Genomic DNA, 21,574 nt, shown 5'->3' on the forward strand with positions numbered 1-21,574 from the left:
TTCAGGCCAGCATGTCGCGCGGATCCGCCAGGCGGCCGGCGACGGCGGCGGCGGCAACCGTATAGGGGGAAGCCAGATAGACCCGCGCCGTGCGCGCGCCCATCCGACCCTGGAAATTGCGCGCGGTCGACGCCACGACGTTCGCCCCTTCCGGGATCGAGCCGCCATAGCCGGAACAGGCGCCACAGGAATTGGGCAGCAGCTGCGCGCCCGCCTCGGTGAGGACGCCCAGCGTGCCCTCCTCGGCCGCCTGTTGCTGCGCGCGGGCGCTGGCCGGCGCCACCATCAGCGTCACGCCAGGCGCGACCCGCCGGCCCTTCAGCACCTGCGCGGCGGCGCGCAGGTCTTCCAGCTTCGCGCCGGTGCAGGCGCCGATATAGGCCACTTGCATCGCGGTCGGCTCGTAGTCGCCGATCGGACGCGAATTGGCGGGGCTGTGGGGCGCCGCCACGTGCGGCGCCAGCGTGGCGGCGTCGAAGGCGTAGTGTTCGGCCGGCGCATCCGGATCGGATTGCCAACGGCCGACATCGATATCCGCGGCCTGCGCGACGCCCGCCTGCGCCAGGTAGGCGACGGTCTTTTCGTCGGGCGCCACCAGGCCGACCTGCGAGCCGATCTCCGCCGACATGTTCGACAACGTCATGCGCTCCTGCATGGACAGGGCGCGCACCGCGTCGCCGCAGAACTCCACGGCCTGGTACTCGCCGCCGTTCATGCCGAAGCGGCCTATCATGTGCAGCATCATGTCCTTGGCCGTCACGCCCCGCGCCAGCGCGTTATCCCAGCGCATCATCAAGGTCCGGGGAACCTGGACCCAGATCTCGCCGGTCGCGACCACGCCCAGCATCTCGGTGCTGCCGATGCCGAACATGTAGGCGCCGAAAGCGCCGCCGGTCGGCGAGTGCGAGTCGCCGCCCACGCACAGCATGCCGGGCCGGATATGCCCGTGCTCCGGCACCACCACATGGCAGATGCCCATGCTGTCGTAGACATGGGGCAGGGACTGCTCGACCGCCCATTCACGGGCGATGCGCACGATGCGGCGCGACTCCTCGTCGGCCTCGGGCACGTAATGATCCATCACCAGGACGACCTTCTCGCGGTCCCATATCCCCGTGCCCAGCGCTTCGAGCATGGGCTTCAGGCGGCGCGGGCCGCTGGAATCGTGGAACATCGCCAGGTCGACGCGGCAGGTCAGGATATCGCCCGGGGCGACGGCGGCGCGCCCGCTGGCGGCCGCCAGGAGCTTCTGGGCCAAGGTCTGTGCAAGCATATCGAACCTCTCGAAGTCAACGACGTCCGGAGCCGGCGGGCGCCGCCGGCAGCCAGACGGGCGTACCCGACGTTTCGTGCGCCTGCATGTCCAGGCGATACTCGAAGCGATCGGGACGGTAGCGGGCGTCCAGGTATTCCACCGGCCGACCGCCGGTATCGCGCACCAGGCGACGGATATTGAGCAGGGCGGACGCCACGGGGACGTCCAGCGCCCGCGCGCTGTCGGGATCGGCCATGACCGCGGTCACGGTCTGCTCCGCGCCCATGACACGGACGCCCAGGTCGCCGAAGATCTGCAACAGCGGCTTGCTGCCCAACGCCTTGCGGGAAATGCGCTTGCCGATGGCGTCGGGCACGTAGGTCCGCAGATACGAGAACACCGCGTCCTGGTAGCTGCGCACGCGCACCGACCGGTGCACCGGCGCGCCCACGGGCACCTCCAGGCGGGCTGCCACCGTGGGCGACGCGGGTTCCACTTCCAATGCCAGCAGCTTGACCTGCGTGTGCATCCCCATGCGCGACAGATGCATCAGCAAGGCGTCGACGCTGGCGCCCTGCTGCGGCGTGGCCATCTCGGCGGGCGCCTGGGCGAACGTGCCCCGCCCTTGCTGCCGCGACACCAGGCCGTCCGCCGCCAGCGTGTCCAGCGCGCGCCGCACCGTCAGGCGCGACACGCCGTAGGCCTGGGCCAGCGCGTTTTCGCCGGGCAGCGGCGCGTCGGCGCCGAAGTCGCCGTCCAGCAGTCGCTGGCGCAGCAGCAGGTAGACCTTGTGATAGAGCGGAAGCGGACTCGCGCCGTCAGCCATGGCGCTACTCCGGTTTCGCGCCAGAGACCTTGACCACTTCGGCGTAGCGGTCGATGTCCTCGTCGACGAATTTCTTCAGGTCTTCGGGCGTGCTGCTGACCGCCTGGGCCGACTCCTGCTCCAGCAGGCGCTGGAAATCCGGCGCGGCCACGGCCTTGCGCGCGGCGGCGTTCAGCTTCTCCAGCGTCTCCGGCGGCAGCTTGGCCGGTCCGAACAGCGCGAACCAGGCATTGGATTCGAAGCCCTTGATCGCGGCGCCGATCGGCGGCACGTCGGGCAGCACGGCCAGCGGCTTGTTGCTGGTCACGCCCAGCGCCTTCAGGTTGCCCGCCTTGATGTGCGGCAAGGCGTTCAGCGTGCTGGCGAACATCATGTCCACCTGGCCCCCCAGCACGTCCGTGATGGCGGGCGTCGTGCCCTTGTACGGCACGTTGACGATGTCCAGTCCCGCCATCATCTTCATGCGCTCGCCCGCCATGTGCAGCGACGACCCGATGCCGCCCAGCGCCATGGTGAACTTGCCGGGATGGGCCTTGGCCTGCTGGATCAGCCCGGCCATGTCATTGGCGGGAAAATCCTTGCGCACCACCAGCACGCTGGGCACGGTCGCCAACATGCTGATCGGCGTGAAGTCCTTGCGTGGGTCGAAGGGCAGGTTCTTGTACAGGCTGGCGTTGATCGAGAAGCTGGTGAAGCTGACCAGCAGCGTATTGCCGTCGGCGGCGCTCTTGGCCACGTAATCGGCGGCGATATTGCCGCCGGCGCCGGGGCGATTCTCGACGATCACATTGCGGTCCAGCGCCTTGGCCATCTTGGCGCCGATATTGCGGGCCACGGTATCGGTGGTGCCGCCGGGCGGTGCGCCGACGACGAGCCGGATGGGCTGGCCTTGTGCATGGACGCTGGAAAGCGGCGCAAGCGCCGCCATGAAGGCCGAGGCGGCCGAGACGGCCGCGAGCATGAGGGCACGGCGAGGAAAGGCCATGTTGTCTCCTGTATGGTTGTATTGATAAGAATACAACTTGGCCGCAAAGCGTACAACCGGGAAATCCCAGGCCTCGCATGCGGGATGATGGGCCGGGGTTGGTGCGGCGCGGTGGCGCGGGCTCAGGCGGGCGCCGCGGCCTGGCGCGCCTGGCTGTCCAGCCAGCGGCTGAAGAGATGCGTTTCGCTGCTGGCCGAGGGATCGACGCCGTAGTAGTAACGGCCCATGGGCAGGCGCAGGTCCGGAAAGGGGCAGGCCAGCCGTCCTTCGGCCAGGTCATTGGCCAACAGCGAGACCGGCGCGATGGTATAGCCCAGCCCGTCGATGGCGGCCTGGAGCACGAAATGGGAGTGATCGAACATGATCTGGGCCCCGGGTCGCAGGCGCCGGATGCCCACGTGCTTTTTCCAGTCCTCCCAATCGGTCCTGCGTGTCTTGGCCGACAGCAGCGTCAAGGTGGACAAGTCCGCCGGCTCGGTGACGCCGCGCATCAGTCGCGGCGCGCCCACCAGCAGCGCCTCGTCCTCCAGGAACGGGTGCATGCTCAACGTATCCGGCCAGTTCTCCAGGCCGCGCCGGATGGCGATGTCGTAAGTGCCCTCGGATACGTTGGGCGGCGCGATACTGGTGAGGATCTGCGGCTCGATGCCCGGATATTGCGCAACGAAATCGGACAGGCGCGGAATCAGCCAGCGCACCGCGAAGGTCGGCCGCGCATTGATGCGGACCGCGCGGCCCGAAGCCTGCGCCATCACCTGGCGCGCCGCGGCCGCCACCTGGTCCAGGGCAGGGCCGGCTTCGGCCAGGAACTGTTGGCCCGCCGCGGTCAACCGCACCTGTCGCACGCGTCGCTCGAACAACGGCACGCCCAGGTACGCCTCCAGGCTCTTGATTTGCCGGCTGACCGCGCCATGGGTGACATGCAGGTCCGTGGCCGCCAACGTGAAGCTCTGGCGACGCGCGGCGGCCAGGAAGGCGCGCACCGCATTCAGGGGCAGGTGGGTGGACATGCGTGAGATTTTATCACTCATGAAGGGCACGATTTTCGTTTGTCATCGCCCTGAAATATGCGCACGATAGAGCTACCATGATCCAAGCAGACGCCCTCCCCCCCAAGGCCGGCACGCCTATCGACCCCCCCAACGACACCAACGCGAATTCGCGCCGCGCCGCCACCACGCTGGCGCTTACGCTTCCCGGCGACACCGTGCTGTACCTGCTGCTGCCGATGTACGCCGCGCAGTTCGGCGTGACGCTGCCCGAGGCGGGCATGCTGCTGGCGGCGAACCGGCTGGTGCGCATCGCCGGCTACGGATGGGTGGCGCGTTTCTATGCCCGCCACGGCGACCGACCGACCTGCATGCTGGCCGCCGCCGCCGCGACCATCAGCGCGCTGGGCTACGCAACCCTGTCGGGTTTCTGGGCGCTGGTCCCGCTGCGCCTGCTGTGGGGGCTGGCCTTCGCCGCCTTGAACCTTTCCACGCAAGCCATGGCCACCGCCGACCCGCGCGGCGCGGCGCGACGCAACGGCCGCTCGCGCGCCATCATCGCCATGGGGCCGGTGGCTGCCCTGCCGCTGGGCGCCTGGTTCGCCGACATGTGGGGACCGCGCGTGATCTTCTTCCTCCTGGCGCTGACTTCGCTGGCCGGCGTGCTCGCGGCGCGCGGCCTGCCCGCCCAGCCGCACCCGGCGCCCGCTGCCTCGCGCCGCCTGCGGCTGCCGGGCAGCCTGGATACGTGGTCCTTCCTCGAAGGCTTCACCCTGGATGGCCTGTTCATCATCGGCCTGTCCTACCTGGGCAAGGACCTGATGCCGGCCGGTTCCGTCATCGTCGCCGGCGCGGTATTGGCCCTGCGCTACCTGGGCGAGATCGTGCTCAGCCCCGTCGGCGGCCGGATGGCGGAACGTTTCGGCGCCGAACGCCTGCTGGTCAGCCTGTCGCTGCTTACCACGGTGGTGCTGGTGGGCTTCGGCGCGGGCTGGATCTGGAGCTGCGCCGCCGCCATCGTCGTGCTGCGGGCCTTGCAGCTGCCCTTGCTGCCGCCCATCGTCGCCATGCGCACGCCGGGGCCGGGACGCGTGCAGGCGCTGGCGGCGCGTTCGGTGTGGCGAGATATCGGCGCCGGCACCGGGCCCCTGCTGGCCGGCCTGGTGCTGCCGCTGGTCCCGCCCATCTGGATCTACACCGTGCCCGCCCTGCTACTGGCCCTGGCCGCGCTGGCCTGCGTGCGGACCGCGACGCCCCGGACGTCGGGCACGTCCAGTACGTCCGGTACGTCCGGTACGCCCAATACGCCGGATACGACGCCCTGAGCAAGGGCGGCCAGGCTGGGGCACACCCGCTACACTGCGCGACACCCCCCAGACTCACGGAGACGCCCTTGACCGCCCCCCAGAACGACACCCAACGCTATGAAGCCGGCCTGCAGGTCCGGCGCGAAGTCCTCGGCGCCCAGCACGTGGACCGGTCGCTGCAGCGCCTGACGCCCGTCAACGAGGAATTCCAGAATCTCATCACGCGCTACGCCTGGGGCGAGATCTGGACGCGCGAAGGCCTGCCGCGCCACACGCGCAGCCTGCTGACGATAGGACTGATGGTCGCGCTGAACCGCGGCGAAGAATTGAAGCTGCACCTGCGCGCGGCGCGCAACAACGGCGTCACCCGCGAGGAAATCAAGGAAGTGCTGTTGCAGACGGCCATCTATTGCGGCGTGCCGGCGGCCAACTCCGCCTTCCACGCGGCCGAGGAAATCTTCGCGGCCCAGGATGCGCAAGACACCTCGCCACCGCCAGAGCAATCCGCTTGAAACTGGCGGGCCGGCGCGGCACGGACGCGCCAGCCGCCACCTTCGTGAGCCATGGCCGGCACCGTGGTTCGCGCTAGTCAGCGCTAGACGGCTCTAATCCGTGCCCGTTCGTTCTCGTCCGCCGATGGCGGGACCGCCTCCCGCTACTCGCCCCCGGCGTCGGCGGCGTCCGGCGTCCCCAGGCGCTGGACCACCTGGTCCAGTACCCGATAAAGCTGTTCCAGGTTGTCCTGGCCCAGCGTGCGTTCGATCTCGGCATAGATCGTCTCCGACTCGGGCGCGATCTCGTCGACGATGGCCAGGCCCTGCGGGGTCAGGCCGAACTCGGCGCCGCGCAGGTCGGTCTCGTGGCGCCCGCGCGTAATCAGCGCCCTGCCCTCCAGCGTCTTCAGCAGGCGGGACAGGCTGGGCATGCTGATGAAGGTCATGCCCGACAACTCGCTGGGCCGCAAGCTCTGGTCCGCCGCCGACATGGCGCGCAGGACGCGCCACTGCTGTTCGGTCAGGCCGTGCGCGCGCAGCGACGGACGAAAACGCACCATGACCGACTCGCGCGCCTTGAGCAGGGCCATGGGCAGGGAACGCGCGAAGGAACGCATGGACTGTTGCGGAAGGGAAGGCTTGCTCATTCGAGACCTGTGCGGGAGGGCTCCAGATTATCACCAATTGAATGCGTCCTTCCTCGGCGCCCCGTCGCGCCCGTCGCGCGGGCGGCGGCGCGAAGCCGTGCGCCAGGAACGACCGCCTCGCGTCAATACACCGCGCCCGGGGCGACCGGCTGCGTGCCCTTGAATTTTTCAGCCAGCGCGCTGGTGGCCTGCACCAGCAAGCCGGTATCCAGCCCCACGGCCACGAACAGGCATCCGAGCTCCAGGTATTTGCGCGCCGTCGCCTCGTTGGCCATCAGGATGCCGGGCGCCTTGCCGGCCTTGCGGATGCGGGCGATGCCGTCCGTGATGGCGGCCTGGACCTCGGGATGGCCAGGGTTGCCGACATGCCCCATCGACGCCGACAGGTCCGCCGGACCGATGAACACGCCATCCACGCCCGGCGTCGCCGCGATGGCGTCCAGGTTGGCGAGGCCCTCGCGCGTCTCCACCTGCACCAGCACGCAGACCTGCGCGTTGGCTTCCTGGAAGTAGTCGCGGCGACGGCCCCAGGCCGAAGCGCGCGCGCCGGCCATGCCGCGGATGCCACCCTTGCCGTCGTCCTCCGGATACCGCGCCGCACGCACGATGCGCGCCGCCTGCTCCGCCGTGTCGACCATGGGCACGAGCAAGGTCTGCGCGCCCAGGTCCAGGTATTGCTTGATAAGCATCTCTCCCACTTCGCCATGGCCCATGGGCACGCGCGCGATCGGGTGGCTGGCCGGATAGGCGGCGGTGGCCTGCAATTGCGACAGCAGCGTCAACGTGTCGTTGGGGCCGTGCTCGCCGTCGATCAGCAACCAGTCGAAGCCGGCCGCCGCGCAGATCTCGGCGGTGTAAGGGCTGCCCAGCCCCAGCCACAGGCCGATCTGCGGCTGGCCGGCGGCAATGGCGGCCTTGAAGCGGTTTACGGGAGTCTGCATGGATACCTCGAAATAATGGGTCGCGGGAACCGTGATTCAAGCACAGGACCGGCGCCTAGACGAAGCGGAAATTTAATACGCCGAGGAGACCATAGTCGGCCTCGAACACGTCGCCGCGCCGGGCCGCCACCGGGCGGGTGAAGGAACCCGCCAGCACGATCTGCCCGGGCGCCAGGCTCTCGCCCCAGGGCGCCAGCTTGTTGGCCAGCCATGCCACGCCGATCGCCGGGTGTCCCTGCACGCCGGCCGCCAGGCCCGTTTCCTCGACCACGCCGTTCTGGCGCAGCACGGCGCCGCACCATGGCAGGCCCAGCGTCGCGGGGTCGACGCGCTCGCCGCCGAGCACCACGCCGGCATTGGCCGCGTTGTCGCTGATCGTGTCGTAGACCTTGCGCATGGCCTTGGTATGGCGGTCGAACTGCTCGATGCGCGCGTCGATGATTTCGATCGCCGGCCTCACGTAGTCCGTGGCCGCCAGCACGTCCTCGATCGCCAACGTCTTGCCGCCCGGCAGTCCGGGGCCGCGCAGCGGGGTCTTCAGGACGAAAGCCAGCTCCACTTCCACGCGCGGCGCGATGTAGCGGTCGGCCGGGATATCCAGCACGGCGCCGGGCACGCACGTATGGAGCATGGAATCCAGCAGGGTGCCGTAGTCGGGCTCGTCGATCTGGCTGGCCATCTGCATCGCGCGCGAGGTCAGGCCGATCTTGTGCCCGATCACCTTGCGGCCGGCGTCCAGCTGCATGCGCACCCACGCGCGCGCCACGCGGTAGCCGTCCTCGACGGTCATGCCAGGATAGCGCTTGGAAAAATGTTCGACCTGCACGCGCGATTTCTCGCTGGCGTCCAGTTCCCGGGCAAGCTGGTTCAGAAGGTCGTCAGAAAACATGGTCAGGATTTCGCGAAAAGGGGATGGAGCGTGCTGTGCTTGCCGTCGTAGACCTGGCTGGGACTTTCGTCGACCTGCACCGTCAGGCCCACATGGCCCTGCTCGAACAAGGCGGCCAGGCAGGACTTGGCGCAGGCGAGCAGGGCGTCGCCCGCCGCCTGCTTCACGGCATCCGAGCGCCCCCGCCCCATGCGCAGGTTGATGTAGACGAAACCGTAGTCGCCGTCGCCGCCCGCGGCACGGCCCGCCGCGCCGCCATCGGCAACCGCGTGATGCGGCGCGGGATAGGCAAGGACGCGCGTGCCGCCCGTAGGAAACACCTGGGCGCCGTCCTCGGCGCGTATCGTCAGCATGGTGTCGGCCAGCTTGCGGCACAGCCCGCCGATATCGGCGCGCGCTTCCAGGTTTCCGGTGTAGAGAATGACGACGTGAGGCATGGCGGGTGGCTGCTCCGATAAAAGGGGTCCCGGGCTCAACCCAGGGTGATGTTGGCGCGCTGGATGATGTCCGCGTACTTGACGATTTCGCTGTCGACGAAGCGGGCGAACTGGTCTACCGTACCGGCCTTGTCCACGATGCCGCTCTTGGCGAAGACCTCCACCACGCCCGGCGAGGCCAGCGCCTTGTTGACTTCGTCGTTGACGCGCTGGACGATCTCGTCCGGGGTGGCCGCCGGGGCCAGCAGGCCTTGCCAGGAGTTCGACTCCAGCGCGACGCCCTGCTCCGCCAGCGTCGGCACATTGGGCGCGAAACGCGAACGCCGCAGCGTGGCCATGCCCAGCGCCACCAGCTTGCCCCGCTCGATATGGGCGCGGAATTCCGACCAGTTGCCGAACATCATCGATACCTGGCCGCCCAGCAGGTCGGTCAGCGCGGGGCCCTGGCCCTTGTAGGGCACATGCACCATTTCCACGCCCATCATCTGGGACAGCAGGGCGCCGGAAAGATGCGCCGACGTGCCGTTGCCGAAGGACGCATAAGTCAGCGACCCGGGTTTTTCCAGCGCAAGCTTCTTCAGGTCGGCCAGCGTCTTCAAACCGCTGTCCGGATGGGCCGCCAGCACATGTTCGGACAGGCCCATGAGCGCCACGGGACGCAGGTCGCGCTTGGTGTCGTAAGGCAGGTTCTTCACCAGCGTCTTGTTGGCGGTGAAGCTATTGGCCACGCACACGAAGGTGTAGCCGTCGCCGGGCTGCTTGGCCACGTAGTCGGCGCCGATGACCGTGCCCGCGCCGGGCTTGTTCTCCACGATCACCGGCACCTTGAGCTGCTTGCCCAGCTCGGTCGCGATCAGGCGCGTGACCATGTCCGTGGTGCCGCCCGGCGGGAAGGGCACGACGATGCGGACGGGCTTGTCGGGCCAATTGCCGCCGGCGGCGCGGGCCAGGCCGGTGGCCGCCATCAGCGTGGCGGCGGCGGATGCTTGCAGGAATTGACGACGCAGCATGAAAGTCTCCGTTGCTTTTCTTGCCAATCCGCCGTCGGGGGATGCGTTCCCCGGCAGGCGGCTTCGGCTTGGTTTTTATGGGTGCTGGCTGGCGCACCGGGCACGTGTGGGCACGTGCGGGCGCGTGCGGACGCCTACACGCCCCAATGCGGAATGTGGTGCGCCCCCATCGACACCGCGATGTTCTTGGGTTCGCAGAACACTTCATAGCTCCAGGTCCCCCCTTCCCGGCCCGTGCCGGAAGCCTTGGTGCCGCCGAAAGGCTGGCGCAGGTCGCGCACGTTCTGGCTGTTGACGAAGCACATCCCGGCCTCGACCGCGGCGGCCACGCGATGGGCCCGGCCGATATTCTCGGACCAGACATAGCTGGACAGGCCATATTCCGTATCGTTGGCGATATGGATCGCCCGCGCCTCGTCCTCGAAGGGGATGATGCAGGCGACCGGCCCGAAGATTTCGTCCTGGGCGATGCGCATGCGGTTGTCCACGTCGGCGAACACCGTGGGCACCACATAGTTGCCGTCCTTCACGCGCGACGGCAGGTCCGGCGCATCCAGGCCGCCGCACAACATGCTGGCGCCCTCCTTCCGGCCCAGTTCGATGTAGTGCCGCACCTTGGCCAGGTGGTTCTTGCTGATCATCGGCCCGACGATGGTCTTTTCGTCCAGCGGATCGCCGACGGTGATCTTGCGGGCGCGTTCGACGAAGCGGTCGACGAAGCGGGCATAGATGCCCTTCTGCACCAGAATGCGGCTGCCTGCCGTGCAGCGTTCGCCATTGTTGGAGAAGATCATGAAGACGGCCGCGTCCAGGGCGCGCTCGAAATCGGCGTCGTCGAAGATCACGAACGGGCTCTTGCCGCCCAGCTCCATGCTGAACTTCTTCAGGCCGGCGGCCTGCACGATGCGATTGCCCGTCAGCGTCGAGCCGGTGAAGGAAACCGCGCGCACGTCGCGATGGGACACCAGCGGCTCGCCCGCGTCCTTGCCGTAGCCGTGCACGATGTTGAACACGCCGGCGGGAATGCCGGCCTCCAGCGCCAGCTCGCCCAGGCGGGCGGCCGACAGCGGCGACAGTTCGCTCATCTTCAGCACGGCCGTGTTGCCGAAGGCCAGGCAGGGCGCGGTCTTCCACGTTGCCGTCATGAAGGGCACGTTCCACGGCGAGACCAGGGCGCACACGCCCACCGGATGGAACAGCGTGTAGTTCAGGTGCGTGGGCGTCGGATACGTGTGCCCGTCGACGCGCGTGCACATCTCGGCGAAGTAATAGAAGTTATCGGCCGCGCGCGGCACCAGCTGCTTGCCGGTCTGCGCGATCACCTGGCCGCAGTCGTTGGTTTCGGTCTGGGCGATATCGGGCGCATGCGTGGCGATCAGGTCGCCCAGCTTGCGCACCAGCCTGGCCCGTTCCGCGGCCGGCGTATTGGCCCACTTGGGAAAGGCAGCCTTGGCGGCGGCGACGGCGGCATTGACTTCCTCCTCGCCGCCGGCGGCCACTTCGGCCAGCACTTCCTGCGTGGCGGGATTGATGGTTTCGAAATAGGTCTTGCCGCCAACGGACTTGCCGTCGATCAGGTGTTCGATGCGCATGAAGAGTCTCCAATCGGGGCGCCGCCAGTCCGGCGCGCGCGGCCGCGGGGGTAGGGTCGTTCGGACGCGGTGCCGTCCGGCCTATGAGCGGTTCAACGGTTCAACGGTTCAACGGTTGAACCGTTCAGCGGAATACTGGCCAGCGGCTCGCCAACGATGTAGTTCACCAGCCGGCCCACGCCTTCGACCTCGGTGACGATCTCGTCGCCGACCTTGGAATCCGCGACGCCGTCGGGCGTGCCCGTGAGGATCACGTCGCCGGGATTCAGGGTCATGAAACTGGACAGGTGGGCGATCAAGGCCGGGATATCGTGCACCATGTCGCGCGTGCTGCCGTCCTGCTTCAACTCGCCGTTGACCCAGCTGCGCAGGCGCAGGTTCATGGGGTCGGGAATGTCGGCCGCGTCCACGAACCACGGTCCGATGGGTGTGGCGCCGTCGCGATTCTTCACACGCAGGTTCGGCCGGTAGAAGTTTTCCAGGTAGTCGCGGATAGCGTAATCGTTGGCGGTGCAATAGCCCGCCACCACCTCGTACGCCTGCTCGCGCGGGACATTGCGGCAGGTCTTGCCGATCACCACCGCCAGTTCGCATTCGAAATGCATATAGCCGACGTCGGCCGGACGCCAGGTATCGCCACGATGGCCTTGCAAGGCGTTGGGTCCCTTGAGGAAGACCAGGGGTTCCTCGGGCGCCTTGTTGAAGGCGATCTCCTTGGCGTGGTCGGCGTAGTTCAAGCCCAGCACGAAAATCGTGCCGAACGCCATCGGCGGTAGCCATTGCACTTCGGTTTCCGCGACCTCGCGACCATCGGGCAGGCGCACCTTGCCGCCTTGGCCTTCCGTGACATCCAGGGTGCGGTCTTCAAAAACGACGCGCCCGTGCTTCATGCCTGTGCTCCTGCCCGGGACGCGCCGGCTTCGAGTTCAATGCGATGCGCCAGGCGGCCCAGGCCCGGCACCGTGATTTCCACGCTGTCCCCGGGACGGGCCAGCGGCGAGCCCTCGCCGGGGCCCAGCAGCAGGACATCGCCGCGGTCCAGCGTCATGTAGGCGGTCACGTCCGCCAGCAGTTGGGCAGCGGGGCGCACCAGGTCGGCGAAGCCGCGCTGGTAGGCCGGCTGGCCATTGATGGCGATCCCCAGCGTGGCCTGCGCGGGATCGAATCCCGGCGCCGGCTTGACCAGGCGCCCGATGGGGCAGAAGCCATCGCGACAGCGCTGGCGTATTGCCGGGCGGTAGTAGTTTTCGTGCGGCAGGGTGACGTCGCTGACCAGGACGTAGCCGGCTACGTGGGACCAGGCCTGTTCGGCACTGACGCGCGTGGCCCGCGCGCCGATCACCAGGCCCAGCGTGGCGTCCAGCCTCACTTCGCCGGGCTCGGCGGGCACGGCGACCGCGGCGCCATCCGCCGCATGCGTGTTGCGCGGCTTGATATAGAGCACGGGTGCCTTGGGCGGCGCCTTGTAAGGGGGACTGTCGAATTGGGGGGCCAGGCGTTGCACCGTGGCGCGGTCATTGAGGAGCACGCCGTAGACCGTGCCCAGTGGCAGGCCGTCGTCGAGGAGGAAAGTATTTTGTCTCATGGGATGTTCTTTTAGTTAACTTGGCAATTATTAACTGGAGAACTATGTTCGTCAAATATTTTTCCGACGGGCCGTCGGGTTTTTTGGGAGGCTGCGCCCCCCTTAGCCCCCTCTGTTCACCCCTGCCCCTGTCCTGTCCTGTCCTGTCCTGTCCTGTCCTGTCCTGTCCTGTCCTGTCCTGCCCGCCCCGCGCCCCGCGCCCTGCCGCTTGCCGCTTGCCGCCGGCGGTGGTGCCGGGATGAGCCTGGCGATCCGGCTACGACGCGGGCTGTGACCCCACGCGCGGGGCCGTTTTCAGGGGCTGGCCGGACCGGGGATGCGATACTCGCCCTGGTCATGGCCAGGCGCGAGCAATCGCTTGGCCGCGGAAAAACCATACATACAAGGTGTCTATCGATGAAGCACTATGACTACATCGCCATCGGCGGTGGCAGCGGCGGCATCGCGTCGGTCAACCGGGCGGCGATGTACGGCAGGAAATGCGCGCTGATCGAAGCGAAGGAGCTGGGCGGCACGTGCGTCAATGTCGGCTGCGTGCCCAAGAAGGTAATGTGGCATGCGGCGCAGATCGCCGAGGCCATCCATCGCTACGGGCCCGACTATGGCTATGAAGCCAAGGTGGAACGCTTCGACTGGGCCCGCCTGATCGAAAACCGCAGCGCCTATATCCACCGCATCCATGCGTCCTACGAGACCGGCCTCGACCGCAACAAGGTGGATGTCATCCGCGGCCATGGCCGCTTCATCGACGCGCGCACCATCGAAGTCAATGGCGAACGGTTCACCGCCGACCATATCCTGATCGCCACCGGCACGCAGCCGGCATGGCCGGATATCCCTGGCGCCGAACTGGGCATCGATTCCGACGGCTTCTTCGACCTGCCCGCCCTGCCCGCTCGCACCGCCGTGGTGGGCGCCGGCTACATCGCGGTCGAAATCGCGGGCGTCATGCACGCCTTGGGATCGAAAACCCACCTGTTCGTGCGCCAGGATTCCGCTTTGCGCAATTTCGATCCCATGTTGCGGGACACCTTGATGCAAGTGATGGACGCCGAAGGTCCCACGGTGCATCGCCGGTCGGTGCCCAAGGCCGTCGTCAAGAACGCCGACGGCAGCCTGACGCTGCAGCTGGACAACGGCGAAATGCACGTGGTGGACTGCGTCGTCTGGGCCATAGGCCGCGTTCCCGACACCAGCGGCCTGAACCTGGAAGCGGCGGGCGTGCGCGTCGACGCGCGCGGCTATATCGAATCGGACAAGTACGAGCGCACCAACGTCCCCAACGTCCATGCCCTGGGCGACGTCACCGGCAAGATCGAGCTGACGCCCGTGGCCGTGGCCGCCGGCCGGCGCCTGTCGGAACGCCTGTTCAACAACAAGCCGGACGAACACCTGGACTATGAGAACGTCCCAACGGTGGTATTCAGCCACCCGCCCATCGGCACCGTGGGCCTGACCGAACCGCAGGCCCGCGCACGCCATGGCGACGACCAGGTCAAGATCTACCAGTCAGGGTTCACCGCCATGTACACGGCCGTCACCCGGCATCGGCAGCCGGCGCGGATGAAGCTGGTCTGCGCGGGGCCGGAGGAACGCATCGTCGGCATCCACGGCATCGGCTACGGCATGGACGAAATCCTGCAAGGCTTCGCGGTGGCGCTCAAGATGGGCGCCACCAAGAAGGACTTCGACAACACCGTGGCCATCCACCCCACGGCGGCGGAAGAGTTCGTCACGATGCGCTGACGCCCCGCAAGGCAGGCGGCGCGCGTCAGTGCGCCGTCCGCGCCGCTCGCTGCCGGAACATCAATATCATCGCCACGATCAGCGCCAGCAGCACGCCCGTGGCGGCGTAGCGGCTGAGCGCCAGGCCCCCGGCGGCCAGCGGCTTGTCCAGGAAGTCGCCCACCGCCGCCCCCAGTGGCCGGGTCAGGATGAACGCGGCCCAGAACAGCAGGGTGCGCGACACCGACGTGCCGTAGTACAGGAGCGCGATGGCCAGCAACAGGGCGCCGAACACCAGCGCCGCGCCGGAGTAGCCCAGCGACCCCGTATCGGCGGTCCAGTCACCCAGCGCCGTGCCCAGGGTCTGGGAGAACATGATGGTCATCCAGTAGAAGGCCTCCACGCGAGGCGTATCCACGGTCCGTATCGATACCGATCCCTCGGACCGGTACCAGGCGTACAAGGAAATCAGCACCAGCGCGAGCAGCAGGCTGGCCCCGCCGGCATAACCGACGCCCAGGGACCGGTCGACGAAGTCGGCCATGGTCGTGCCGACGGTCGTCGTGGCGATGATCGTCAGCCAGTAGAGGAAGGGACGGAAGGTCCTGGCGCGGACCTGGGCGAACACGGCTGCGAGGAAGAACACCGCGAAGATGCCGGTGCTGACGGCGTAGCCCAGGTTCATGGACATCGACACCGCGTCGCCGCCGGTCTCGCCCAAGGTCGTGGCCGCGATCTTGATCAGCCAGAAACCCAGCGTGACCTCGGGAACCTTGATGGGCGCAGCATGATGATAAGGCTTCATCGGTCTGCTCTCTCGGAAAAATCGGCAAGACCCCATTATCGGGAGCCAGATGTCGAATTTTCATCGAGCGGCGCATTCATCGAGGGGCACGCCCACCTGCTCTTCCAAGCCGGCACCCTTCCTCCCACCCCCACCTTCCGCGGTCATTTTCCCTTGCGTTGCGCCCGCGCCATCCGCGTCACGGCCTCCACCAGGATCACCAGGCAACCGCCGAGCAGGACGGCGCCCCGCCAGAGGGGCGGAACATCGAAACGCGACATGGCCGCGACCGCCTCGACCAGGACCAGCACGGCCACGGTCAAGCCGATGTCGGCGACGAACATGCCGACCAATTCCTTGAGCACGTCTATCAGGACACGCATTGCTTGCTCCTTGCCATTGCATTGCGCACGAAGCGCGCGGTCGCCAGCCCGGTAGCCAGGAACACGGCGGCGAAGACGAGCAGGGCAAGGTCCGCGCCCGGCCACGCCACGCCCAACCCTTCACCCGTCCAGAAGACGCCGAACGAGGACAGCATGACGCCCACCGCGAACTTGAGCTTGTTCTCCGGCACCCGCGACAGCGGCTTGTGAGCGATGGCGCCGACGATCAGCACCGCCGCGCAGGCCCCCAGCGCGCCCAGCGCGGCGGGAAACAACAGCCCCCTGCCGGCGCCCACCGCCAGGATGATGAAGGCCACCTCCAGCCCTTCCAGCAGGACCGCCTTGAAGACGGCCAGGCCGGCCAACCAGTCCTGCGACCGTTGCTGCTGCCGCAACGCCTCGGCACTGAGCTGCGCCCGCGCGGTGGCGAAGATCGCGTCCTCGTCATGCATGGGTATCACGCCGGCGCTGCGCAACACGGCCTTGCGCAGCCAGCCCAGCCCGAACAGCAACAGCAACACCCCGATGACCAATTGCAGGATGTGCAAGGGCAACTGGTCGAATACGGGCCCCAGCGCAAGGACCAGGACGGCCAGCACGCCTAGCGCGGCCACGGTCCCCAGGATGGCGGCGCGCCAGCCGCGCAAGGTGGCGACGACCAGGATGATGGTGAACGCTTCGACCACCTCGACCACCGAGGCCAGGAACGCCGAGGCGACGGCAGGGGCGGCTACGCTCCAGGAGATGAAGTGCATGTGCAGGCACCGATGCGGGTTTGTAATGAGCACTACTTTAGTGTCCAATTCCCGTAGTACTCACTACAAGTCCGACTCCGTACCGAACACCCCGGGCCGATCCGCCGGAAAAGACAGGAAAAACACCATGGCCAAGGCAACGCTGGACGAACGGGTCGCCGCCAGGCTGGCGCGGCTGAGTCCCGCCGAACAGCGGGTCGCGCGTTTTTTCCAGGAACACAGGGAGGAGGTCATGGTCAACTCCGCCGCTGCGCTGGCGCGGCGCACCCACACCAGCGACGCCACCGTCGTGCGCACGACCCAGGCGCTGGGCTATGCCGGCCTGGACGCCTTGCGCCAGGGGCTGGCCCAGGAGCTCAGGGCGCGGCATACGCTGCCGCGCCGGTTGACCCAGACCGTCGAACAGATAGGGCACGATATCGAGACAGCCTTCGACAGGACGCTGCGCATCCAGACCGAGGCCCTGGCAAGCCTGCGGCAGGCCATCAAGCTTCCGGATTTCCGCGACGCCGTCGCCAGGCTGCGCCAGGCCAGCCGCGTGGTGATCTTCGGCCTGGGTCCGTCGAACGCCGTGGCCCGCTATTTTTCGGTGCAGCTCAATCGCTTCGGGTACGCGTGCCTGTGCCTGGAAAAAACAGGCCTGCTGTTCGCCGACGAGCTGCACGGCCTGCGCGCCGGCGACCTGCTGGTCGTGCTGGCCTACGACCGCGTGTATGCCGAACTGGACGTCCTGCTGTCCGAAGCGCGGCGCCGCCAACTGCCGGTCATCCTCGTCACGGACACGCTGAAGGACCAGCTGGCGGCCCGCGTCGACCTGGTGCTGCCGGTGCCGCGCGGCAAGGCGGACTTTCTCAGCCTGCACACCGCCACGCTGGCCCTGCTGGAAATGCTGCTCGTGGGCCTGGCCACCCAGGACGCGCCGCGCATCCTGGACAGCCTGGAACGCCTGGACACGCTGCGGGTGGCGATGTCCGCCAACGCGCCGCTGTCGGACTTGCGGCTCGGCCGGCCGAAGGTCGGATAACCGACGGCGGTGCGCGGACCGGCATCGGCAAACAACGCCAGGAGACAAGGGCAAACCTGTACAGGCCATAACCCGCACTATATAGCGCCATAGAACCGACTCATCTGGCGGCCCGCCTCCCCGCTTCCTATCATTTCCGCATCTTCAATCTCGCGGAAGCGATCATGTACAGAATAGGCGTGGATGTGGGCGGTACGTTTACGGATCTGGTGCTGGTGCACGGCGAAAGCGGCGGCACCATCTTCCACAAGGTGCCGTCCACGCCGCATGACCCCTCCGAGGCGATCCATCGCGGCGTGACCGAGCTGATGACGGAACACGGCCTGGACCCCGCCGCCATCCGTCACATCGGACACGGCACCACCGTCGCCACCAACCTGGTCATCGAGCGCAAGGGCGCGCGCTGCGCGTTGATCACCACCCGCGGATTTCGAGACATCCTGGATATCGGACGCCAGACCCGTCCGCACAATTTCGACTATGGCGTACGCAAGCCCCAGGCCCTGGCGCCGCGCCGCTGGCGCAAGGAAGTGCGCGAGCGCGTCGAGGCATCCGGCGCCATCCTTGAACCGCTGAACGAGGACGACGTGCGCCTCGCCGCCGAGGCGCTGAAGGCCGACGGCGTGGAAGCCATCGCCATCTGCTATCTGCATTCCTATCGCAATCCGGCGCACGAGCAGCGCACCCGCGAGATCGTGCGGGAGATCCTGCCCGACGCCTACATCTGCCTGTCCAGCGAAGTACTGCCGGAGTTCCGCGAGTACGAACGGTTCTCCACCACGGTGCTCAATGCGAAAGTGGGACCTCGCATGGAGAACTACCTGGCCAATTTCGTGGCCCGGGTGAAGGATGCCGGCGTCCGCCAGGATCCCTACACCATTCATTCCAACGGCGGACTGATGTCGGTGGAGGCGGTACGCCGCTTTCCCGTCAAGACCTGCCTGTCGGGCCCCGCCGCCGGCGTGATCGGCGCGGCGGCGCTGGGCCGCGTCATCGGCTATCCCAACCTGGTGACGTTCGACGTCGGCGGCACCAGCACCGACGTGTCGCTGATCGCCGACGGCCAGGCCATGTTCAGCGCCAGCCGCAACGTAGCGGGCTATCCGGTGAAGACGCCCATGGTCGACATCCACGTCATCGGCGCCGGAGGCGGCAGCCTCACCCGCATGGACGATGCCGGGTCGCTGAAGGTCGGGCCCGAAAGCGCCGGCGCGGCGCCCGGTCCGGTGGGCTACGGCCGGGGCGGCCGCCAGCCGACCATCACGGACGCGCAGATTTCCCTGCACCGCCTGAACCCGGTCGCCGTGCTGGACGGCAAGATGCCCATCCATGCCGACGCCGCCAAGCAAGCCCTGCGCGCGGAGGTCGCCGACAAGCTGGGCCTCGGCCTGGAGGCGGCCGCCGAAGGCATCATCCGCATCGCCAATGCCAACATGAGCCGGGCCATCCGGGCCGTGTCCACCGAGCGCGGCTACGACCTGTCCAGCTTCGCGCTGATCGCCTTCGGCGGCGCGGGCCCCCTGCACGCGCTGGGCGTGGCGCGCGAATGCGGCATCCCGACGGTCATCGTGCCGCGCGAGCCGGGCACCATGTGCGCGCGCGGCATCCTGTTGACGGACATTTCCTTCGACTTCGTCGCCAGCGACATCTCGCTGCTGGACGACGATGCCTGGACGCGCGTGCGGGGCCGCTTCGATGCGCTGCGCGCCGACGCCGACCGCTGGCTGGACGACGAACAGGTGCCGGTCGCCCAACGACGCTACCAGAGCCAGATCGACGCTCGCTACGTCGGGCAGAACTTCGAGGTTGCGGTGCCCGTCGAAGGGCCGCTGGATGCGGCCGCCCTCGTCCGGTTCGCGGCCGACTTCCATGAAGCGCATCGCAAGGAATATGGCTACGACGTGCCGTCGCGCCCCATCGAAATCATCAACTGCCGCATGAAGGCCATCGGCGCCATCGCCAAGGCGCCCCTGGCGCCGCTGGACTCGACCGGGGACAACCAGCCGCGCGGCGAACGCGACATCTGGTTCGGAGACGGCCATGGCTGGCTGCCCTCGCCGGTCTACCACCGCGCCAGCCTGGCGCCAGGCGTACGCATCGCCGGTCCGGCCGTCATCGAGGAAATGAGCTCCACCACGGTGCTCGAACCCGGGCACGACATGACGGTGGATGCCTACGGCAACCTCATCATCAATCTCGATTGAACCATCACCGCAAGGGCTAGGCATGAACCAGACGGAAACCGTACACGACCCCATCGAAATGGAGGTCTTCAACAACCGGCTGCAGTCGATCACCGAGGACATGAACAATACGCTGGTGCGTTCCTCGTTTTCGACCAATATCAAGGAGCGCAAGGACTGCTCGGTGGCCCTGTTCGACGCGCGTGGGCGCCTGGTGGTCCAGGGCACGCAAATCCCGCTGCACCTGGGTTCGCTCAATGGCGCCGTGAAGACCGTGCTGGCACGTTATGGCCAGGACGGCATCCGCGAGGGCGACGCATACATCTGCAACGACCCCTACCTGGCCGCCGGCAGCCACCTGCCGGACGTCAACCTGGTCACGCCGATCTTCCATGACGGCAGCCTGGCGTTCTTCGCCGCCAATGTAGGCCATCATTCCGACTTCGGCGGCGTCGTCGCCGGGTCGATCGCCGGCAATCTCCGATCCGTCTTCGCGGAAGGCCTGCGCCTGCCGGTCATCCGTATCGTGCGCGAAGGCGTGCTGGACGAAGACCTGCTGTATCTCATCGCGAACAATACGCGGGACCCAGAAGAGCGCATGCTGGACCTGAAGGTGCAGATCGCCACGAATGCGCGCGGCGCGGCGGCCGTGCGCGGGTTGATCGGGCAAATGGGCCTGGAGAAGACGCTGCGCGCGGTGGATGACGTCATCGTCTACACCCGCAACCGCCTGCGCATGCGCATCGCCGCGCTGAAGCAAGGCACCTACGCATTCGAAAACTGGCTCGACGACGACGGCCTGGGCGACGGCGCCCCGGTGCCGGTGCGCGTTTCCGTGACGGTGGAGCGCGACCGGCTGGTCTTCGACTTCACCGGCACCGGCGCACAGGCGCGCGGCGCCATGAACCTGCCGGTGAACGCCTTGAATGCCTGCGTCTACTATTCGGTCAAGTCCCTGCTCGATCCGGCGCTGGCCGCCAACGAAGGACTGATCGAACCCCTGGAAATCCGCCTGCCGCCGGGCAGCATCGTCAATCCGGCGCCTCCCGCCGCCGTGGGCGCCCGGTCCTTGACCGCGCAGAAGGTGGCCGGCGCCATCTTCGGCGCCTTCCGTGGCGTGCTGCCCGACGAGCGCGTCATGGGAGCAGGCAACGACGTCTGCCCCGCCATCGTGTTTTCCGGCGCCAACCGCGGCCGGGCGGGTGAATTCGTCTACCTGGAGTCCATCGGCGGCGGCTCGGGCGCGACGGCCGATGCGGACGGCATGGACGGCATCCACGTCCACATGACCAATTCCTCGAACCTGCCCGTGGAAGCGCTGGAGAACGAATACCCCCTGCGCGTCGATGAATACGCCTACGTGCAGGACTCGGGCGGCGCCGGACGACGGCGCGGCGGCATGGGCCTGGCGCGACAGATACGCAGCCTGGTGGACGGCATCGTGTTCACGGCCCGGGCCGACTCACATACGGTCGGCGAGGCTTCGGGCGCCCTGGGCGCGGGCCCGGGGGGCCGGGCAAGACTGGAACTGCGTGAGCCCGAAGGCACCGTGCGCGCGCTGCCTTCCAAGCCGGCGGCAATCACCCTGCGGGCGGGACAAAGCATACGCATGGAGACGTCGGGCGGCGGTGGCCTGGGCGCCCCTGCGCAGCGTAGCGGCGCCGATGTCGCGGATGACCTTGCCGACCAGGTGATCTCCCCGGAATGGGCGCGTGAACACTATCCGGAGCAATGGCGCGAGGTCGCACGCTGATGGCCGACGG

21 protein-coding genes are annotated in these 21,574 nt (G+C 67.7%); 6 read left to right on the forward strand and 15 right to left on the reverse strand.

The window, feature by feature from the left end; translation table 11 throughout:
• Window position 1: 1 nt before the first annotated feature.
• The 4 genes from C7R54_RS06580 to C7R54_RS06595 form a co-directional block, all read right to left on the reverse strand.
• Window positions 2-1,273, reverse strand: a complete 1,272-nt coding sequence (locus tag C7R54_RS06580) for an aconitase/3-isopropylmalate dehydratase large subunit family protein (RefSeq protein WP_129149309.1) — start codon at window positions 1,271-1,273, stop codon at window positions 2-4.
• A 16-nt stretch (window positions 1,274-1,289) separates the two neighbouring features.
• On the reverse strand, window positions 1,290-2,081 hold the full coding sequence (locus C7R54_RS06585) for a GntR family transcriptional regulator (protein WP_129149310.1): 792 nt from the start codon (window positions 2,079-2,081) through the stop codon (window positions 1,290-1,292).
• A gap of 4 nt (window positions 2,082-2,085) precedes the next feature.
• Complete coding sequence (locus tag C7R54_RS06590; RefSeq protein ID WP_192903599.1) at window positions 2,086-3,066, reverse strand: tripartite tricarboxylate transporter substrate binding protein; 981 nt, start codon at window positions 3,064-3,066, stop codon at window positions 2,086-2,088.
• A gap of 122 nt (window positions 3,067-3,188) precedes the next feature.
• Window positions 3,189-4,097: a LysR substrate-binding domain-containing protein gene (locus C7R54_RS06595; protein ID WP_129149311.1), complete on the reverse strand. Its 909-nt coding sequence runs from the start codon at window positions 4,095-4,097 to the stop codon at window positions 3,189-3,191.
• 56 nt (window positions 4,098-4,153) lie between these two features.
• Between C7R54_RS06595 and C7R54_RS06600 the strand changes: the two genes are divergently transcribed.
• Together C7R54_RS06600 and pcaC are read left to right on the forward strand one after the other, a co-directional pair.
• Window positions 4,154-5,380 carry an MFS transporter gene (locus C7R54_RS06600; protein ID WP_129149312.1) on the forward strand — a complete coding sequence of 409 codons (1,227 nt, stop codon included), beginning with the start codon at window positions 4,154-4,156 and terminating at the stop codon, window positions 5,378-5,380.
• A gap of 68 nt (window positions 5,381-5,448) precedes the next feature.
• Complete coding sequence (gene pcaC, locus C7R54_RS06605) at window positions 5,449-5,874, forward strand: 4-carboxymuconolactone decarboxylase (RefSeq protein ID WP_129149313.1); 426 nt, start codon at window positions 5,449-5,451, stop codon at window positions 5,872-5,874.
• Window positions 5,875-6,017: 143 nt separating this feature from the next.
• Here the strand turns inward: pcaC and hpaR are convergent, their stop codons facing one another.
• From hpaR to C7R54_RS06645, 8 genes are all read right to left on the reverse strand, one after another.
• Complete coding sequence (hpaR, locus tag C7R54_RS06610) at window positions 6,018-6,503, reverse strand: homoprotocatechuate degradation operon regulator HpaR (RefSeq protein WP_129149314.1); 486 nt, start codon at window positions 6,501-6,503, stop codon at window positions 6,018-6,020.
• A 122-nt stretch (window positions 6,504-6,625) separates the two neighbouring features.
• On the reverse strand, window positions 6,626-7,444 hold the full coding sequence (locus C7R54_RS06615; RefSeq protein WP_129149315.1) for an aldolase/citrate lyase family protein: 819 nt from the start codon (window positions 7,442-7,444) through the stop codon (window positions 6,626-6,628).
• 55 nt (window positions 7,445-7,499) lie between these two features.
• On the reverse strand, window positions 7,500-8,333 hold the full coding sequence (gene hpaH / locus C7R54_RS06620; protein ID WP_129149316.1) for a 2-oxo-hept-4-ene-1,7-dioate hydratase: 834 nt from the start codon (window positions 8,331-8,333) through the stop codon (window positions 7,500-7,502).
• A gap of 2 nt (window positions 8,334-8,335) precedes the next feature.
• Window positions 8,336-8,770 (reverse strand): 5-carboxymethyl-2-hydroxymuconate Delta-isomerase, encoded by a 435-nt coding sequence (locus C7R54_RS06625; RefSeq protein WP_129149317.1) that lies wholly within the window; start codon window positions 8,768-8,770, stop codon window positions 8,336-8,338.
• Between the two features lie 35 nt (window positions 8,771-8,805).
• On the reverse strand, window positions 8,806-9,780 hold the full coding sequence (locus C7R54_RS06630; protein WP_129149318.1) for a tripartite tricarboxylate transporter substrate binding protein: 975 nt from the start codon (window positions 9,778-9,780) through the stop codon (window positions 8,806-8,808).
• A 134-nt stretch (window positions 9,781-9,914) separates the two neighbouring features.
• Window positions 9,915-11,372, reverse strand: coding sequence for a 5-carboxymethyl-2-hydroxymuconate semialdehyde dehydrogenase (gene hpaE, locus C7R54_RS06635; protein ID WP_129149319.1), 1,458 nt, complete (start codon window positions 11,370-11,372; stop codon window positions 9,915-9,917).
• 92 nt (window positions 11,373-11,464) lie between these two features.
• On the reverse strand, window positions 11,465-12,262 hold the full coding sequence (locus C7R54_RS06640; RefSeq protein WP_129149320.1) for a fumarylacetoacetate hydrolase family protein: 798 nt from the start codon (window positions 12,260-12,262) through the stop codon (window positions 11,465-11,467).
• Window positions 12,259-12,957 carry a fumarylacetoacetate hydrolase family protein gene (locus C7R54_RS06645; RefSeq protein ID WP_129149321.1) on the reverse strand — a complete coding sequence of 233 codons (699 nt, stop codon included), beginning with the start codon at window positions 12,955-12,957 and terminating at the stop codon, window positions 12,259-12,261. Before C7R54_RS06645 ends, C7R54_RS06640 begins: the two co-directional genes overlap by 4 nt.
• Before the next feature lie 396 nt (window positions 12,958-13,353).
• On the opposite strand from C7R54_RS06645, the gene gorA reads away from it, so the two are divergent.
• On the forward strand, window positions 13,354-14,703 hold the full coding sequence (gene gorA, locus C7R54_RS06655) for a glutathione-disulfide reductase (RefSeq protein ID WP_129149323.1): 1,350 nt from the start codon (window positions 13,354-13,356) through the stop codon (window positions 14,701-14,703).
• Window positions 14,704-14,728: 25 nt separating this feature from the next.
• On the opposite strand, the gene C7R54_RS06660 is transcribed toward gorA, so the two are convergent.
• The 3 genes from C7R54_RS06660 to C7R54_RS06670 all read right to left on the reverse strand — a co-directional run bounded on the left by C7R54_RS06660 (window position 14,729) and on the right by C7R54_RS06670 (window position 16,604).
• On the reverse strand, window positions 14,729-15,487 hold the full coding sequence (locus tag C7R54_RS06660; protein WP_129149324.1) for a COG4705 family protein: 759 nt from the start codon (window positions 15,485-15,487) through the stop codon (window positions 14,729-14,731).
• A 143-nt stretch (window positions 15,488-15,630) separates the two neighbouring features.
• A complete protein-coding gene (locus C7R54_RS06665) occupies window positions 15,631-15,849 on the reverse strand; it encodes a hypothetical protein (protein ID WP_129149325.1) in 219 nt (72 codons plus the stop codon).
• The gene (locus C7R54_RS06670; RefSeq protein WP_129149326.1) at window positions 15,837-16,604 is read right to left on the reverse strand and encodes a COG4280 domain-containing protein; all 768 of its coding nucleotides are present in this window, start codon (window positions 16,602-16,604) and stop codon (window positions 15,837-15,839) included. Before C7R54_RS06670 ends, C7R54_RS06665 begins: the two co-directional genes overlap by 13 nt.
• 127 nt (window positions 16,605-16,731) lie before the next feature.
• Here C7R54_RS06670 and C7R54_RS06675 point away from each other — a divergent pair, with 127 nt between their 5' ends.
• From C7R54_RS06675 to C7R54_RS06685, 3 genes are all read left to right on the forward strand, one after another.
• Window positions 16,732-17,628 (forward strand): MurR/RpiR family transcriptional regulator, encoded by an 897-nt coding sequence (locus C7R54_RS06675; RefSeq protein ID WP_129149327.1) that lies wholly within the window; start codon window positions 16,732-16,734, stop codon window positions 17,626-17,628.
• A gap of 164 nt (window positions 17,629-17,792) precedes the next feature.
• The gene (locus C7R54_RS06680) at window positions 17,793-19,832 is read left to right on the forward strand and encodes a hydantoinase/oxoprolinase family protein (protein WP_129149328.1); all 2,040 of its coding nucleotides are present in this window, start codon (window positions 17,793-17,795) and stop codon (window positions 19,830-19,832) included.
• 22 nt (window positions 19,833-19,854) lie between these two features.
• Window positions 19,855-21,564, forward strand: a complete 1,710-nt coding sequence (locus C7R54_RS06685) for a hydantoinase B/oxoprolinase family protein (RefSeq protein ID WP_129149329.1) — start codon at window positions 19,855-19,857, stop codon at window positions 21,562-21,564.
• The last annotated feature ends 10 nt before the right edge of the window (window positions 21,565-21,574 follow it).

The organism is Achromobacter aloeverae (assembly GCF_004121055.1).
In the GTDB taxonomy this organism is placed as follows: Bacteria; Pseudomonadota; Gammaproteobacteria; order Burkholderiales; family Burkholderiaceae_B; genus Bordetella_C; species Bordetella_C aloeverae.

Coding starts and splice junctions, on each gene's coding strand:
- C7R54_RS06580 (WP_129149309.1), bottom strand. CDS start 1,273: ATGCTTGCACAGACCTTGGCCCAGAAGCTCCTGGCGGCCGCCAGCGGG.
- C7R54_RS06585 (WP_129149310.1), bottom strand. CDS start 2,081: ATGGCTGACGGCGCGAGTCCGCTTCCGCTCTATCACAAGGTCTACCTG.
- C7R54_RS06590 (WP_192903599.1), bottom strand. CDS start 3,066: ATGGCCTTTCCTCGCCGTGCCCTCATGCTCGCGGCCGTCTCGGCCGCC.
- C7R54_RS06595 (WP_129149311.1), bottom strand. CDS start 4,097: ATGAGTGATAAAATCTCACGCATGTCCACCCACCTGCCCCTGAATGCG.
- C7R54_RS06600 (WP_129149312.1), top strand. CDS start 4,154: ATGATCCAAGCAGACGCCCTCCCCCCCAAGGCCGGCACGCCTATCGAC.
- hpaR (WP_129149314.1), bottom strand. CDS start 6,503: ATGAGCAAGCCTTCCCTTCCGCAACAGTCCATGCGTTCCTTCGCGCGT.
- C7R54_RS06615 (WP_129149315.1), bottom strand. CDS start 7,444: ATGCAGACTCCCGTAAACCGCTTCAAGGCCGCCATTGCCGCCGGCCAG.
- hpaH (WP_129149316.1), bottom strand. CDS start 8,333: ATGTTTTCTGACGACCTTCTGAACCAGCTTGCCCGGGAACTGGACGCC.
- C7R54_RS06625 (WP_129149317.1), bottom strand. CDS start 8,770: ATGCCTCACGTCGTCATTCTCTACACCGGAAACCTGGAAGCGCGCGCC.
- C7R54_RS06630 (WP_129149318.1), bottom strand. CDS start 9,780: ATGCTGCGTCGTCAATTCCTGCAAGCATCCGCCGCCGCCACGCTGATG.
- hpaE (WP_129149319.1), bottom strand. CDS start 11,372: ATGCGCATCGAACACCTGATCGACGGCAAGTCCGTTGGCGGCAAGACC.
- C7R54_RS06640 (WP_129149320.1), bottom strand. CDS start 12,262: ATGAAGCACGGGCGCGTCGTTTTTGAAGACCGCACCCTGGATGTCACG.
- C7R54_RS06645 (WP_129149321.1), bottom strand. CDS start 12,957: ATGAGACAAAATACTTTCCTCCTCGACGACGGCCTGCCACTGGGCACG.
- gorA (WP_129149323.1), top strand. CDS start 13,354: ATGAAGCACTATGACTACATCGCCATCGGCGGTGGCAGCGGCGGCATC.
- C7R54_RS06660 (WP_129149324.1), bottom strand. CDS start 15,487: ATGAAGCCTTATCATCATGCTGCGCCCATCAAGGTTCCCGAGGTCACG.
- C7R54_RS06665 (WP_129149325.1), bottom strand. CDS start 15,849: ATGCGTGTCCTGATAGACGTGCTCAAGGAATTGGTCGGCATGTTCGTC.
- C7R54_RS06670 (WP_129149326.1), bottom strand. CDS start 16,604: ATGCACTTCATCTCCTGGAGCGTAGCCGCCCCTGCCGTCGCCTCGGCG.
- C7R54_RS06675 (WP_129149327.1), top strand. CDS start 16,732: ATGGCCAAGGCAACGCTGGACGAACGGGTCGCCGCCAGGCTGGCGCGG.
- C7R54_RS06680 (WP_129149328.1), top strand. CDS start 17,793: ATGTACAGAATAGGCGTGGATGTGGGCGGTACGTTTACGGATCTGGTG.
- C7R54_RS06685 (WP_129149329.1), top strand. CDS start 19,855: ATGAACCAGACGGAAACCGTACACGACCCCATCGAAATGGAGGTCTTC.